Genomic DNA, 13,965 nt, shown 5'->3' with positions numbered 1-13,965 from the left:
TCTGCCGTTTAGAGAGATGGATTCTAGCTTTTGTGAACTTAACCTGTTTCTCGGCTGTAGCGTTGGCCAGAGTACCAGGCCTACGGCGATTTTTTGGAGGATACAGCGCGCGCCGCGGCGTCAGCAAGTTTGGTGGCGGCGTCCACAACTTCCGTCATTGGCGATTTAACAGGTGCGCCAAGATCAACTAAATCTGGAGACAAAGCGCCAAATACCTCAGCTATGTTTTCAGGCATCCGCTCCTTAAGCCCTTCGCCTGGTGCGCGAGCCAATGCTAGACCATCAGCACGAGCATCGTAGTAGGCGCTGAGGCGCAAGAAGTAGCGGTAGAGGTTGATGAGAATGCGTACTGCAAAGAAGATGAGCGCGAGGATAAGCAGGCGGGCCAATGCAATAAAGAGGAATTCCGAAGTAAAGTTCGAGACAAGTGCTGCCGGCCCATCACTTCCGGATCCTCGTTCCTCCAGTCTCGATGTGATTGGTCCTAAAGCAGCTTCAATATTCGAAGAAGTTTCGCTTAGGTCAGCATGGCGCCTCAAGCGGTCCAGCAATTCCTGTTTATCGGGCCAGACTCTCATTTTTAAGGTCGATGCTTCTTCTAGAAAAGCGACAAGAGCATCTTCATCTGTAAGTACATCGTTCGGAAGTAAACTTGTCTCCGATACAAAGAAACGTAGAAAGTTGGACTGACTTTCTCGCGCTGCTAGGAGCAAGCGATCCCCGACGAGGAAAGCTTGCCAACTGCGTATCGGCCCAACATTCAAGCGTTGGGGCAAATAAGTCGTTTGCCAGCCGCCATTCTGCCACCTCCAAATTCGAACAGAGCGCTCCCCTGCCAGCGTTGTCCCTTCAACCAATAGCATTCCCGCTTTCGTAGCCGCGGCCAGATAGAGCCGAGGCACCTGCGACCAAGCGTCGGGAAAAGGGGTAGCTGGAGGATCTTGCACACCAAAATCAGTCCACTTGATGATCGAACGATTATTGTCATCAAAACGCAAAAAAGATTGACCAGGGTACAGAGGTACGTCTGCGACTACCCGTGCGAAAGGTCCTTCGCCATCTTGGCCAACATGTAAGGCGTGCGGAAAAGAGTTCCCTTCGTCTCGCAACCACAAGATGGCGGAACCATCTTTAAGGAGAGCAGTTTGCCACCTTGGTTCACGAGTGTTGAATGCACTACTTTCCCTACTTGCCCGAGCTACCAAGTCTTGAAACGCCGACCCAGTTTGGCTTAAATCAAGATCTACTTCAGTGACTTCACTCAAGTCTGAACTGAGAAACGAAAATTTTACAGCTGAACTGTCTCGAGTATATTCTATCAGAAAGGCAAATTCACCGACGCTAATCATTTTCCCATCAGTCGAGCCGACGTCATTTTCGCTCCAACTGTCTTCGCCTTCATTCCAAACCAAGCGTCTCAGTTGTCCATCGGATACGCCAACAACCGCTATTGAACCGCCTGTCAGTGTGCGGAACACACCGTGCGAAATGGGGTCAGTTATGTTTGGGAGACTGAGCGCACTGCCTTCTCGAAAGTCGATAAGACCCAATTCTGTGTTTGTGCTAGAGTGGCAATTGCGAGCTTGCAAGTACAACGAGTCCCTCGCAGATTTCATTCTGAAATAGCTGCCTCCTCCTGGACATCTTTCGTCGAACGGGTCGTCAATCTCCACCTGATTTTTACCCAATTGGTCAAGCACTAAATAGCCGCCGCCAAAACTGTCCCCTAAAACAAATCTGTTGTCTCTAACCGAGATTCTCTCACGGTCGGCGGAGTCAACAGAACCAATATTTTGCCAAGTTGAGCCACCGTCCGGGGACATCCATATCGTTGCGACGGAAGCATTTTTGTGGAACGAAAACAATCGATCGCCATTTTTCAGAACTCTCCCAAAGGACTCAAGAGTTGCAGTATCAGTCACCCCCGCCTTACGTACTTCGGCATAGCAAGCGCCCAATTGTGTTAGGCAAGCGTACATTTTAGATCGCATCGCTTCAATACCGATTTCTAGTTGATTAAGCTCCTCGACGATCGGCGTTTGTATTGCTTCAATGTCCTCGGCAATCTCTGATAGCACAGCGCTTTGTGCTGTCGTCACATCGCCGAGGAATTGAAACACAACAACGCTTGCCGCTGCCACACCGCCCAAAATACCAGTGAGGAATATCCATGAGTACCTGCGACATCGACGGGCACGCTTTCGCAGAGCCACTTCGATAGCCGAAACAGAGTTTAAATTCTCAATGTCCGACTGCATAAAAATCGATTTCAGAAACCCTTTGGGCTGCGTTTCATCCGGCTCGGTCGGCATTCTAGAACCACTTTTTTGCTAACCCCAGCAGTGTGTTTGTCAGTTCTTTTTGTGTCAAGAATTTGGATGTGCGTTTCTGTCGTTTGCTGAACAGAATTCACTTTCCACTGGCGGCTTCGTCTCGCACCCAGTCAGGCATAGTATGACTGTTCTGTTGCTATGGCGGGCACCTGATTGGCGGCACCGGCAATTGGTTCATCTGTGCAATGGCTTCCAGGGCTAACAGGCAGTATCCCGGAGCAATGCATGGTCGTTTGATGTAATGGTTTACTAAGTGACCCACACTGGACCGATAGTTACCTAGCTTGCTCTTACAACGAGCCGAATTTCTTCATGAGAAAGCGGCCCTTGGACTTCGCAATACGAAGGTCGGTTCTGTCCGCAAAGGAGCCATTCTCTCTGCAGTACATTAATGACTGCGATGCGGGACAAACCTGTCTTACAGTGTTTTACGCGAACGTTCGCTTTCCGCGCTTTGCGGAATCCGTTAACAAACCAACAGGACGGATAAACAGTCTCCTTTGCCCAACAAATGGTTGACCAATGATAACCTAAGCCGTCCGTTCAATCTTGGACGTAGAAGCATGCCTAGCGGCGCGCGCACGGTGCCGCTCATATAGTGCTCCCGATCATAGATCGAGCTTCAAGCTACCGGCTTGCCAAGTCGAAAACGTTTTCGTCCTGCTCACCAATCATTTGCTTCGGCTTTGCAATGCTAAAGCTCTCGACTTGATTCCGGCTGTCAAACACGTCCGACCTGATCAAAGTATGGGTCTTTCGATCTCCGTCGATGGTCTTCTCCAAACGGACCAACAGACGGTATTTGCTGCCTTCCGCCATCAGGTCGGGGAAGATCTCGAACCCTTTGTAAGAGAGCGGGTCCGGCTTGGACTTCTCAACGCCGTCGAAGAGTTTTGAGTAGAGAGACAACGGGCGGCTCCTTTCAGCCGGCTCTAGTCGGCGACTAGTGCCACTAAATGCCGGGCTGAAGAGCATTTCACGGTCAATTCGTTGGTTGCCCGATGTGAAAGCACTCACTTTACAAGGTCAAAATGTCCCTGTCAGCAGTGAAGAACCAACCCAAAAGAGTGACGTCTGACACTACGCTGGTGTCGCAACAATCCTAGCGGCGTATCAGCTTCCCAGACACACTGATTTGACCTCTCGCAAATGCAATCCGAGCATCAGTAAGGTCGGCCAGAGTAGATAGGTTTGGATTTCAACGTTCTCTCCAAAGGTCAGCAGGAGAACTGTGAGCAACAGCCCGAGCGGCAGCCTCCCGCGTTCCGACTTTATGGCGTCCAGGGTGACGATTGCTAAATGACCGAGGAAAGGAACGAGAAACGCGGCAAATCCGGTCAGCCCTTTCACGAATAGCAATCCGTACCAGGTGTGATGGCTGCCGATCGGCATGTACTCAACAAGATGCGCACCGGGTCTGACTGTGCCGTGCCCGAAAACCATCGCATCCGATTGCCAGCGCTCATACGCTATACGCTGCAGAGTTTCGCGTACGCGGGTACTATCGGCGCGCGCGGATTTGAACCTGTAAAGGGCTCGGTTGCCGAATTCGACAAAGACTGCGCCCCAAACGGCTACGGTGGTGGTGACTGCAGACAATAGAATCCACCCCAAGCTGCGGGCGACAATTGGCAAGAGGCGGGGTGACAGCGAGCAGATCACCAATCCGACCATACCCATTCGGGACTTGGACATAAGGATCATCAGAACTCCGGCAGCCAAGCCGATAACCTTCCAGCTGTCGTGCTTTTCTTCCAGGGCAAATAGGACCATGCAGACACCCAACAAGGCTGCGAATGGCGACCAGGGCGCAAAGAACTGCCACCGCGGCGTGCCGCTGGCGGGGTCGATTGTATACAGGTAGACCGAGAAATATTCAGGTCCCGGGCCGCCCACTGCTTTAAGGGGAGATGTAAACAGCAGATGCGGCAGACCGGCATAGGGGGCGGCAATGAGCAACGGCAGAAGGCACAAGGTCCAAAGGCCCACCACACATTGCCCTCTGACCAAAACCTCGCGCCGTATTGGCAAAACCGCCCCTGCTAGGATAAACAACGGGATCAGCGCCCAACCCTTTGCCCATCCGATACTCGATTTGATCGTTTTGGTGGTGCCAAGGTTCCAGTCCGCGTGGCCTGCCCAAAGTGAGACCAGCATCACCAGCATGCCAACGCTCCAGATCCAGACCAGAGCAGGTACAGGGCCCGTTGCACGCATATCCAAACGGATCACCGGGCCGAGATAAAGTGACACCCCGGCTATCGTAGCCAACATCCAACCTAGCACCGGACCGACAACATACAGCGCGCCAAGCCCGTAGAACGGCCATGTCCAGATCAGCGAACACCAGACGATCTTTTCGGCTGGCGTTTGAGGGGCAACACGCGTCAAACTGCGGCCTCTTTCTGGTCTTTCAGCAGCTTTGAGATCAGCGGGTTTCGGATCCATGCCAGAACCAAACCCATCAGCAGCATAAGGCTTGCAACGATCCCGGCGGCAATCGAGATCTTCTTGTTCGGCGAAGACGGGCGAGTCGGCAGAGACGGGTTCTCCAGAACTTGGATCAAGGGATAGGAGGCATAGACATCGGTCTTTTTCGACTCGGACCGCGCGATGGCAGAGGCGAACACGGCTTCTGCCACGGCGAAATCTCTCTGCCGGTCCTCCAATTCAGCGGCGATGGGGGCGAGGTCTGACAGGCGTAGGGTTTCCAAACGAACTTGCGCGCGCTGTGTCGCGACATGCTCTTCCAATCCGGCGCGCAAGGCATCTTCGCGCACCAACTCGCTGAGCAACTGCGCCCGTTGCCCTTCCGGCGCGCGATCCAGTCCACCGAGCTGCTCGACCTCAAGACCAGTCACCTGCGCCGCGCGTTTTAAAGCAACCGAACGCGCCCCTTCATATTCCTTTTGGGCATTCACATAGATTGGGTGGCGCGATCCGTAGGTCGCGTCGGCTTGCGCCAGCTTTGCAGCCCCCACCGACACATCCGCAAGCAACGATAGGTACTGCGCATCAGCATAGAGTTTCAGCGTTGCCGCCGCTGCGTCAGAGGGCAGATTCAACGCGACTTGAAGCGCGCCGACACGTTCCGATTGGCGTGCCAGCTCGCTCTCCTGCGTTCGCAGCTCCTGCTTTGCACGGTCATTAGCGGCGACCTGCTCTTGGTATTGCGCGACTGATATCAGACCGCTTTGCGATTGCAGCTGTTTGATCTCGGCGCGCGTGGCCTGAATTGCGCTCGTGTAGTCTTCGATCGCGCCGGTATTGCTGGCCTCACGGGTGGCAATTTCATCGGCGCGCAGGGCGTCAATCTCAGCGAAAAAGGCGGCCACCAAGGCGTCTCCATATTGTTGAGCGTCTGCCGGAGAGGCCGCCTGAAGCTCGATACGGATCAGGCTGGTTTGATCGACCAGTTGCACCCGCGGCTTTCCAAACGCGTCCCGGTCAGCCTCTATCGTCTTGGCTGCCGCGTCGAGTATACGGTCGGCCGACAACAAACGTTTATACGTCTCGGTCGGGCTGATTGACCCGTTGGCAAAGGCGGAATTCGCGTATGAGGATGCCTGACCGATATTGGCCAGATTGACCGATGCCGAAGCGCCAGATCCTGGCAGGATTAATGATGCGTGAGAGGTGTATTTGACAGGCGCGGTCGCCAAATAGCCGCTGATCGGGGCCCAGATGCAACTCGCCCCAAGAAGGTATAATGCCACGTAACGAGGCAGGCGGCCTACGTCGCTAAGGTGCCCGCCCTTTAAAATGCGGCGCCACCCGAGCGTTCTGAAATTGGATCGGGAAATGCGCACCCAATGCAGAAATTGCATGTCGCGCGTGGACTCAGAGGAGTTCGAAATCTGTTGCGGCATGGAAAAACCCTTTCTTACAAGGGTGATACACCGCATCTGATTGATGATCATTCGCTCAGCAGGCTAGGGGCCGAGGGGATTGGGAGCGTCCCCTATCCCTTCGGATAGTTAGGCCCAGAACAACCCAGCCTCGCGCGCGGCCAGGGCGGCCTGCGTTCGATTGCTGACACCAACTTTTCGGTACAAAGTCTTCATATGCAGTTTGATCGTCGGCTCTGACAGATCCAGATCACGAGCGATTTCCTTGTTGGATTTGCCCTCAGTCAGCCCTTTCAGAACTTGCCGCTCACGCTCTGTCAGTTTTTGAGCCATGGGGTGGGAGTCTTCCGGCTGCTCTGCGTTCATGAAACCCGCAGGAAGGTATTGTTCCCCCATCGCCATAAAGCGGATCGCGTTGACCAGAGATTTAGCCGGTAAAGTTTTTGGGACGAAACCGGCGGCACCAAGCTTTAGCGCGCGTTGCGCCAGATCACGCGAGGTGTCGCCGGTAAACAGGGCCACATGCTGGGCACCGTCCAAAGCGATGCAGGTTTCAAGTCCGGCCAACCCGTTCATGCCGGGCATGTTCAGGTCCAGAAGAACCAGATCAAAGGCTCCGTCGTTCTCAATCAAGGTTTTCGCGGCTGGGAAATCCGGCGCGGTCTCCACCTCGATCCCGCCTGCTGCATCTATGAAGGCAACGAGCGTATCCAAAATAAGGTCGTGGTCGTCAGCAATAAGAACTTTCATCTCAAATCTCCGTCTGGCCCCAACCACACCCAAATGCGTTAGTAAAACATTGAACCCATGGCATGAAGCCTTCCTGACGGACAGGTGAATATCCAATCGGATAGGTCAGCGGGCCGTTTTCACCACGCTATGTGCTGCGGGGTCGTTTGAATAGACCTATTCTCCGATCCCTCTCCGGATGCTCGCCTTTCGGTTGCAGGGTCTCATTGGCAGTCTGAAGCCACAGATTGTCATGTTGATCGGAGAGTTCCATGCAGTTCCTGTCAGTCCAAGATATGCATAAAGGCGCGCAGCCAACACCCATACCAACTTTGGAAAAGCCTGAGATTTTGGGTCTGCCAGTTGTGAACGCCCGATCCGGACAGGTGATCTCAAAACTGCTGGATGGGACCCACCGGACTGTGTTTTTCCTGAATGCACATTGCGCAAATATAAGGGCCCGCAACCATACATATCGAGCAGCTTTGGCCCGGGCAGATATGATCCTACCTGACGGAATTGGGGTGGAGGTCGCGGCAAAGTTGCAAGGTGTCCAGCTGGCCGAGAATCTGAACGGCACTGATTTTGTGCCCAAGCTGCTGAAACGGGCCGCGCGTCTTGGGCAGTCGGTCTACCTGTTGGGGGGACGTCCCGGAACAGCTCAGGCAGCGGCGGCGCGGTTGCAGCACATGATCCCCGATTTGGCCGTGGCTGGCACGCGCGATGGATTTGAAGAGGCCGTGCGGGTTGATGAGGCGATCGACGATATCAACCAATCTGGCGCAGACATCCTGTTGGTCGCAATGGGCGTCCCACTGCAGGAGCTGTGGATAACGCGGAACCGCCACCGGCTTGACCCTCGCATCGTGCTGGGCGTGGGGGCTTTGTTCGACTTCCTGGCCGGCAATGTACGTCGGGCACCGCGCATCGTTCGGCACGCCCGAATGGAGTGGGCATGGCGGTTGGCGATGGAGCCCCGCCGCATGGCCCGCAGATATCTAATGGGCAATTTCGAATTCCTCGGGCGTGCCGCGCACAATTCTGTCCCCAAGGTCTCAGCATGTCGCCTGCTGGACCTCACTTTGGCGGTGGTCGCGCTGTCTCTTCTGGCCCTGCCCATGGCCGCAATCGCCGCATTGGTGCGATTGGACAGTCGCGGCCCCGCCTTTTTTCGGCAGACACGTATCGGTCGAAACGGGGTGCCCTTCGCGATGTACAAGTTCCGCTCGATGACGCAAGACGCAGAAGCGCGGCGTGCGGATCTGCTCAACCATTCGGATCGTGAGGGCGTGTGCTTCAAAGTCAAAAATGATCCACGCATCACTCGCGTTGGGAAGGTTCTGCGTCGGTTCTCTCTGGATGAACTGCCGCAAATCTTCAACGTGCTGAAAGGGGATATGTCGCTGGTCGGACCGCGCCCGGCTTTGCCCGAAGAGGTTGCCGCATATCCTGACCAAGCGCTGGAGCGCCTGCAGGTTCGTCCCGGTATCACTGGCCTGTGGCAGGTTTCGGGCCGCGCGGGCATCGGCTTCGACCGCATGATCGAACTGGATACAGCCTATGTTCGCTCCCGCTCGCCCCTTCTGAACCTCTTCCTCATCGCATTGACCGCACGTGCCGTCGTGTCGGGGCGCGGCGCTTACTGATCAACCCTAGGAGCATTAATATGACACGTATTCGCAAAGCTGTTTTCCCGGTCGCGGGTCTGGGCACAAGGTTTCTGCCCGCCACCAAATCGGTGACCAAGGAGATGTTGCCGCTGATCGACCGCCCTTTGATCCAATATGCAGTGGACGAGGCCCGTGCCGCAGGGATTGATGAATTCATCTTCATCACCTCAACCGGCCAATCCGCGCTGGAGACGTATTTCGGGCGGAACTCGGGGCTTGAGCGCAAACTCAAGGATGGCGGCAAAACCACCCTGCTGAACCGTTTGCGCAGCACGAACCTTGAGGATGAGACATACAGCTTTATCCAACAAGAGAGCCCGCGCGGTCTGGGCCACGCAGTCTCTCTGGCGCGAGACTTTGTAGGTGATGAACCCTTCGCGGTGATCCTGCCGGATGATGTGATCCACGCGCAGCGCCTAGTCCTGGTGCAAATGGTCCAGAACTTTGAAGGCAGCCACATGATCGCGACCGAAGAGGTTCCATTCGACCGGATCAGTGCCTACGGCGTGGTCGATATCGAGCATAGCAAAGGGCAGGTGCAACATCTGAAAGGGTTGGTTGAAAAGCCATCCGCCGATGAGGCACCGTCCGAGTTTGGCATTGTCGGGCGGTATCTTCTTCACCCGTCGATCTTCGATCAGCTGGAAGGTTTGGCACCTGGCGCAGGCAACGAAATCCAACTGACCGATGCGATCGCGGCCGATATCAAAAGGACCGGATGCCACGGCTTCGCCTTTCAGGGAGAGCGTTTCGATTGTGGATCGGTCGCCGGATACCTTGAGGCAACCACCGTTTTTGCGTTGGAACGTGCCGAGCTGCGGGACGGGTTCAAATCCATGTTGCGTCAGCGCATGAACCTCCTGTCTGCTGCTGCATGAGACCGAGGCACCTATCCGTTCGGATAGGTGCGTATCCCCATGCCCATCTGTCGCTGTGGACCTCTTTCTGGTTTCTTACGGTCAAAGAAATGGAGACTAAAATGCGTCTGTTTTTTGCGATCCTCACAGCGGCGTTCACCTTTTGCCTGACGTTTGCGCACGCCGAAGACTTGGCGGCTCCGTCAGGAGAGGTAATTCTGACCATTTCAGGCAACATCGCGCAGACCAGGCCCGACGGGGCGGCGCAGTTCGATATGGAAATGTTGCAGGCGCTGCCGCAACGCAGCTTTGAAACCTCGACGATCTGGACTGAAGGCGAGACCAGCTTTGTCGGTGTTCCCCTGTCTGTCTTGCTGGAACGGATCGGAGCAGAAGGCGAGACAATCCGGGCAACGGGGATCAACGACTACGCGGTTGAGATCCCTGTGGAGTCGATCTCGGAACAGGACCCGATTGTCGCCTATGAGATGGACGGCGCGGCGATGTCACGGCGGCAGAAAGGTCCGCTATGGATCGTATATCCATACGACAGTGACACCAAGTACCAGACCGAGGTGATTTACTCTCGCAGCATTTGGCAACTCGACAGGTTGGAAATCGTTAAATAGCGTGGGGTTACAATACAGTATGAAGTGGGCGATGCGGGCCAGACATTGACAAGAAATTTCCAAAACCACTCGCGTCGCCGGTGGGCTTTCGGGCTCATCGGCATCGCCGTTCTGGGTGCCCTAGCTTTGGTCGTGTTGCTGTCCGTCAAGGTAATATCCGATCTGCGCGACCGGCAGTCGGCCCGGACAGACAACGTGCAATGGACGCTGACACAGGTCGAGGTCGAGTTCCTGTTCTACCTCAACGCGCTAGAGGCTGGTGTATCGGATGCAGAGGCAAGCACTGAAAACCTGGACCTTATCCGCCGCCGTTTCGATCTTTTTTACAGCCGTATCGATATTCTGAACACCTCGCGTCTGTTTGAAACGCTGCGAAGTGACCCGAAATTCACTGAACCTCTGAGTAACGTCTCCGCCTACCTGGAGGCCTCAGTGCCTACAATCGACGCTGGGGATCATGGGCTCATTGCGGGGCTGCCGGATCTCTATGACGGCGCGCAGGGGATCGCTCCAAAGGTGCGAGAGCTTTCGGTCTCGGCGATCTCGTACTTTGCAAGCCAGTCGGATCATCGCCGTGAGGAAACCGCGCTCAGCCTGTTTCAACTGGCCGTTTTGTCCGGTGGGTTGTTTTTGACGCTGACTGCGGTCAGCTCCTACCTCTTGGTGGTCAACCGCAAAGCTGATCGGCGGGGGCAGGCGATTCAGCAGGCAAACCAACGCATGAATACAATCCTGTCGACCTCATTGGATGCCGTGATCGTGGTGAACGCCGCCGGCACGGTGCTGGAGTTCAACGCGGCTGCACAATCGATTTTCGGGTATTCCGAGGCAGAGGCCAAAGGGCATTCGATCGGTGAATTGATTGTGCCTTCGCATCTACGCGAGGCCCACAACCAAGGCATGGAGCGGATGCAGAGCGGAGGCGACCGTCACGTCGTTGGCAAGGGTCGCGTCCAACTTGAGGCGATGCGCAAGAATGGGGATGTCTTTCCCGTTGAACTCGCGTTGCAATCCGCCCAGGCCGGGGATGAGGAAATCGTCATCGGTTTCGTCCGCGATATCTCACAAAGCGTTGCGGATCAAAAAGAGCTTGTCTCGGCCCGCGACCGTGCGCTTGCCGGGGAAAAGGCCAAGTCGGATTTTCTGACTGTTATGAGCCATGAGATCAGAACCCCGTTGAACGGGCTGCTGGGCAACCTCACCCTTCTCAAGAATACGCGCACGACCAAACAGCAGTCTCAGTTTGTCCGCAACATGGAGATCTCGGGCCAGGTTCTGCAAAGCCATGTGGATGCGGTGCTGGATATTGCTCGGTTCGAGGCCGGCAAGCTGTCAGTCGCGCACGAGCCAACCGACCTGAACGCGATGCTGCAGGACCTAGTGGATGGTCAAAGCGGCAATGCGGCCTCGCGCGGCAACTCAATCTCTTGGCAATGGGTGGGTGGAGCCTATCCGCATGTCGCGACTGATGCGCAAAGGTTGCGGCAAATTCTGCTGAACCTCGTGGGTAATGCGATCAAGTTTACCGAAAATGGCCGTGTCTCTATTGAGGTCGAAAGATGTGAACCTGAAGATCAGGGTAAGGCACATGTATACGAAGTGCGTGTGATCGATACCGGGGCTGGCATCGCCGATGATGAGATCGACGCCATTTTTGATGACTTCTACACCAGCGATCCCTCTATCGGTCGCACGGTCGGAGGAACCGGGCTTGGCTTGGGAATTGCCCGTAGGTTCGCGCTGACCATGGGCGGTGAGGTCGGGGCGGAAAGCACATTGGGCGAAGGCAGTGTTTTCTGGCTGCGGATACCGTTGCAGCCGTCGGCGCGCGACCAACTGCTAGAAGCTGCTCAGATCAATACCGAGACCGTTCGCCCTCTGAACTTGTTGGTGGTCGAAGACAACGAGATCAACCTCGAGGTCATCTGCAACATGCTGGCGCTGGACGGTCATTGTGTAACGACAGCGGAAAATGGGCAGGTCGGCGTCGACAAGGCCAGCAGTCAGCGGTTCGACGCGATCCTGATGGATATCAGCATGCCGGTGATGGATGGACCAACCGCTGCACGCCATATTCGTGGAGGTCAGGGGCAGTCGACCGATGTGCCGATTATCGCTGTGTCGGCCAATGTCCTGCCAGATGCGGTTGAGACCATTCGCGCCGCCGGTATGACGGCTTTCATTGGAAAACCGATTTCGCTGAATGCCCTGCGCAGGGCGCTTTCGGTGGTCACGCGCACCGACGGGCAGATTTCGGAGCATGCGCAGCCAGATCCGTTAGCGGAGTTGAAAGGCAGCCTCGGCCCTGAAGTCTTTGCCCGCCTGCATGCCAAGTTCATTGCCGAAGGGGATGAATTGGTTGAACAGCTAGAAACCGGGGCATTTGACCAGACAGATTTAAATCAAATAGCTCAGGCCTGTCACAAACTGGCTGGGAGTGCAGCAACCTTCGGCGTGGAAGAGTTTCGAGAGGCGTTGGTTGCGGTAGAGACTGCAGCCAAAGAACACAAAGACATCACGAACAAACTCGCTGCAGTCTCCACTGCTTGGGAGCGGGCGAAATCATCGCCCGCTTGGGATTGACTTAGGGCGCCAGCAGCGCCGCTGCGCCGACGATGCCAACCGCGCGGGCGACCTCGGTCAGGCCGGTAACCTTACTGTCGTAGCACGCAATCGCATCTCCTGGCAGAACATAGGGGTCATAGTCATCGCGATCCCCACGTCGCAGCAGCTTTTCGATATTGCGTTCAATAACGATCGAGTTCCCGGTCATCGGGTTGCGGGTGAACAGGACCGCGCTGCGATTGGCATTGGTGGTCTTGGCCCCACCGACGCAATTGGTATCGACTACGGCCTGCAGGTAGCGCGTGCCATAGGGTACCTCACGCACGTCTCTTCCAATGGCCGACTCTGCGTTGCCGGTGGCAGGTTGCGTGAGGTTGGACATATAAAGCGTTACGCCGGGCGGGCTGATCGGGCTGGGACGCATCAAATCATCCTGGAAACACCCTCGGCTGTTGATCACGATCTGATCCCCGGTCAGCAGCATGATGTCGGTCGGATCCGAGCCTTCGAACACCCCGCGCAGGTCCATCCGGTAGATCGTGCCCTGCCGGTGCAGCTCAACTGCTGATAGATCCGCATCCGGGCGCACACCTCCGGAAGCGCGAATGGCGACCGAGAGGTTGCGCGCCTCGGTCGAGGCACCCAGCACGCCCTGACGCCCTCGATCCAGTGCGTCGCCGGGGATGCCTCCGATCTCGACCGAATGGGGTTCAAACACCGCGCCTTTCACGCCGACAGTGACCGAGGCGAAATCGCTGATGCGCGCCGTGACGCGCGGGGTACTGTCGTAGAACTGTGCGGCTACCAGAACCCGGGCCACGTCCCGCTCGACCTGCTCGGTCGTTCTGCCCTGCGCGCGCACCGGCGGCAGGTACGGCAGCTTCAGGTCGCCATCGCGGGACACAACATAGGTGTCGCTGAGAAGCTCATCCCCGTCGATGGTGATCTGCACCATATCATTGCGCGAAAGTTTCTCGCCCAGCAAAGGGCTAAGCGCGGGTTTAGACCATTTGGCAAAGGCGTCTGTGCCCTGATCCCCGGTCGGAGGCATACAGGCGCGCCCGTTCAAGTGTTCCGCTTGCAGCAAGGGCGCAATTGCCCGGCGCCGTGATGGGGCACGGTACTGGGCCTGATAGCTTTCGCCTTTTGCGACGGGTTCGATGTTGCGCGGGGTCTTCATGCTGCTGCAACCCGATAGAGCAATCGCGCTGACGGCCCCTAAAACCAAAACTTTGAAATGTCGTGTCATTTTGAACTCTCCTGAACTGCGTCCACAGCTACAGCAGTGTCTTGATGTGCGTCAGACCGGCATCGGGATTGCCGTTTATCCCATT

At 56.0% G+C, this 13,965-nt stretch carries 10 protein-coding genes; 4 read left to right on the top strand and 6 right to left on the bottom strand.

The annotated features are described in order from the left end of the window. Positions 1 to 80 precede the first annotated feature (80 nt). From GS646_RS20365 to GS646_RS20345, 5 genes are all read right to left on the bottom strand, one after another. The gene (locus GS646_RS20365; RefSeq protein WP_171647136.1) at positions 81 to 2,312 is read right to left on the bottom strand and encodes a hypothetical protein; all 2,232 of its coding nucleotides are present in this window, start codon (positions 2,310 to 2,312) and stop codon (positions 81 to 83) included. A gap of 648 nt (positions 2,313 to 2,960) precedes the next feature. Then, positions 2,961 to 3,242 (bottom strand): HlyU family transcriptional regulator, encoded by a 282-nt coding sequence (locus GS646_RS20360; RefSeq protein ID WP_171185306.1) that lies wholly within the window; start codon positions 3,240 to 3,242, stop codon positions 2,961 to 2,963. Between the two features lie 204 nt (positions 3,243 to 3,446). Further along, entirely contained in the window at positions 3,447 to 4,724 is a 1,278-nt protein-coding gene (locus tag GS646_RS20355; protein ID WP_171185308.1) for an O-antigen ligase domain-containing protein, read from the bottom strand. Next, positions 4,721 to 6,202, bottom strand: coding sequence for a hypothetical protein (locus tag GS646_RS20350; RefSeq protein ID WP_171647138.1), 1,482 nt, complete (start codon positions 6,200 to 6,202; stop codon positions 4,721 to 4,723). The genes GS646_RS20355 and GS646_RS20350 overlap by 4 nt, the downstream gene beginning before the upstream one ends. 108 nt (positions 6,203 to 6,310) lie before the next feature. Further along, the gene (locus GS646_RS20345; RefSeq protein ID WP_171647140.1) at positions 6,311 to 6,931 is read right to left on the bottom strand and encodes a response regulator transcription factor; all 621 of its coding nucleotides are present in this window, start codon (positions 6,929 to 6,931) and stop codon (positions 6,311 to 6,313) included. 251 nt (positions 6,932 to 7,182) lie between these two features. On the opposite strand from GS646_RS20345, the gene GS646_RS20340 reads away from it, so the two are divergent. The 4 genes from GS646_RS20340 (at position 7,183) to GS646_RS20325 (ending at position 12,649) form a co-directional block, all read left to right on the top strand. Next, positions 7,183 to 8,556: a WecB/TagA/CpsF family glycosyltransferase gene (locus GS646_RS20340; RefSeq protein WP_253746461.1), complete on the top strand. Its 1,374-nt coding sequence runs from the start codon at positions 7,183 to 7,185 to the stop codon at positions 8,554 to 8,556. Positions 8,557 to 8,576: 20 nt separating this feature from the next. Then, positions 8,577 to 9,458: a UTP--glucose-1-phosphate uridylyltransferase gene (locus tag GS646_RS20335; RefSeq protein WP_171185313.1), complete on the top strand. Its 882-nt coding sequence runs from the start codon at positions 8,577 to 8,579 to the stop codon at positions 9,456 to 9,458. Positions 9,459 to 9,559: 101 nt separating this feature from the next. Beyond that, positions 9,560 to 10,066: a molybdopterin-dependent oxidoreductase gene (locus tag GS646_RS20330; RefSeq protein WP_171185316.1), complete on the top strand. Its 507-nt coding sequence runs from the start codon at positions 9,560 to 9,562 to the stop codon at positions 10,064 to 10,066. Between the two features lie 45 nt (positions 10,067 to 10,111). Then, the gene (locus GS646_RS20325) at positions 10,112 to 12,649 is read left to right on the top strand and encodes an ATP-binding protein (RefSeq protein WP_171647142.1); all 2,538 of its coding nucleotides are present in this window, start codon (positions 10,112 to 10,114) and stop codon (positions 12,647 to 12,649) included. Between the two features lies 1 nt (position 12,650). On the opposite strand, the gene GS646_RS20320 is transcribed toward GS646_RS20325, so the two are convergent. Further along, a complete protein-coding gene (locus GS646_RS20320) occupies positions 12,651 to 13,880 on the bottom strand; it encodes a polysaccharide biosynthesis/export family protein (RefSeq protein WP_171091468.1) in 1,230 nt (409 codons plus the stop codon). Between the last annotated feature and the right edge of the window lie 85 nt (positions 13,881 to 13,965).

The sequence above is a fragment of the Ruegeria sp. HKCCD4315 genome (genome assembly GCF_013112245.1).
GTDB lineage: Bacteria > Pseudomonadota > Alphaproteobacteria > Rhodobacterales > Rhodobacteraceae > Ruegeria.
This window is presented reverse-complemented; position numbering and strand designations above follow the sequence as displayed.